The sequence below is a fragment of the Kitasatospora phosalacinea genome (genome assembly GCF_000717185.1).
In the GTDB taxonomy this organism is placed as follows: domain Bacteria; phylum Actinomycetota; class Actinomycetes; order Streptomycetales; family Streptomycetaceae; genus Kitasatospora; species Kitasatospora phosalacinea_A.
On the sequence record NZ_JNYE01000240.1, the window covers coordinates 1 to 1,300 of the forward strand.

Here is a 1,300-nt window from a genome sequence, read left to right on the forward strand (position 1 = left end):
TGAGCTGCACTGATCTTCGTGGAGTCCTTGAAGCCTGGGTTACGATCCAGGCGTAAGGAGAACCACCTGCAGTGCCAGCACCACGTAAGTACCCCGATGAACTCCGCGAGCGCGCCGTCCGCGAGGTCCGCTCGACCGGCCGCCCGGTGGCGCATGTCGCCCGCGACCTCGGCATCCACAAGGAGGCCCTGCGGTCCTGGGTCCGCCAGGCCGAGGCCGACGCCGGTGAGCGCGACGACCGCCTGACCAGCTCCGAACTGGAGGAGCTGAAGCAACTCCGCAAAGAGAATGCCGATTTGAGGCGGGCCAACGAGATTCTCAAGGCCGCCAGCGTGTTTTTTGCCCAGGAGATCGACCGTCCCCGGACGAGGCCGAGCAGGTGATCGACCACCTGCGAGAGGGCTTCGGGGTCGATCCCGTGTGCCGGGTGCTGGACCTGTCGCCCTCGACGTACTTCGCGCGGAAAACGCGGCCGAAGTCCGCCCGCCGGTTGCGCGACGAAGAGCTGATTCCGCTGGTCACAGCCGCGTGGGAGGACTCCGGCCACACCTACGGAGCCCGCCGGGTCACCCGCGCGCTGGTCCGCGCCGGCCACCAGGTCGCCCGCTGCACCGTCGAGCGGCTGATGCGCGAGCTCGGGATCGAGGGCGTCATCCGCGGGCAGCGTCGCCGCACCACAGTCCCCGAGCCGACCGCGCCGCGTCCGCCGGACCTGGTCAACCGGCGGTTCACCGCCGAGCGGCCGAACCAGTTGTGGCTGGCCGACCTGACCTACATCCGCACGTGGTCGGGCTGGGTCTACGTGGCGTTCGTCCTGGACGCGTACTCCCGCCGGATCGTGGGCTGGCAGGCCGCCACCCACATGCGAACCGACCTGCCGCTGGACGCCCTGGAGATGGCGCTGTGGCGGCAGAAGATCAAGAAGGACGCCGGCCTCATTCATCACAGCGACCGCGGGTCGCAATACGTATCCATTCGCTACACAGAGCGATTGGTCGAGGTCGGCGCCTCGGCGTCCGTGGGCTCCGTCGCCGATTCGTACGACAACGCGATGGCCGAGGCCCTGAACGGCACGTTCAAGGCCGAACTGATCGAGCATCAGGGTCCCTGGCGGGACTTCGACGAGGTCGAGCGGGCCGTCTTCCAGTGGGTCGCCTGGTACAACGGTGAACGACTCCACTCCGCCCTCGGCTACATCCCGCCCGACGAATACGAGCAGGCGTACTGGGCGAGCCTGGAGGAAGTCCCTCAGACTGCTTGACCACACGATCGCGGACTCCACGAAACTCGGGGCAGCTCA

1 protein-coding gene is annotated in these 1,300 nt (G+C 67.8%); it reads left to right on the forward strand.

Annotated elements, in window-relative coordinates; genetic code table 11:
- The first annotated feature begins 71 nt into the window (after nucleotides 1-71).
- Nucleotides 72-1,261, forward strand: a protein-coding gene (locus OO57_RS37780) for an IS3 family transposase (protein ID WP_106974224.1) whose coding sequence is annotated in 2 segments (ribosomal slippage) — nucleotides 72-336 and nucleotides 336-1,261 — 1,191 coding nt in all. Because the reading frame shifts where the segments join, the coding sequence is not laid out codon by codon here.
- The last annotated feature ends 39 nt before the right edge of the window (nucleotides 1,262-1,300 follow it).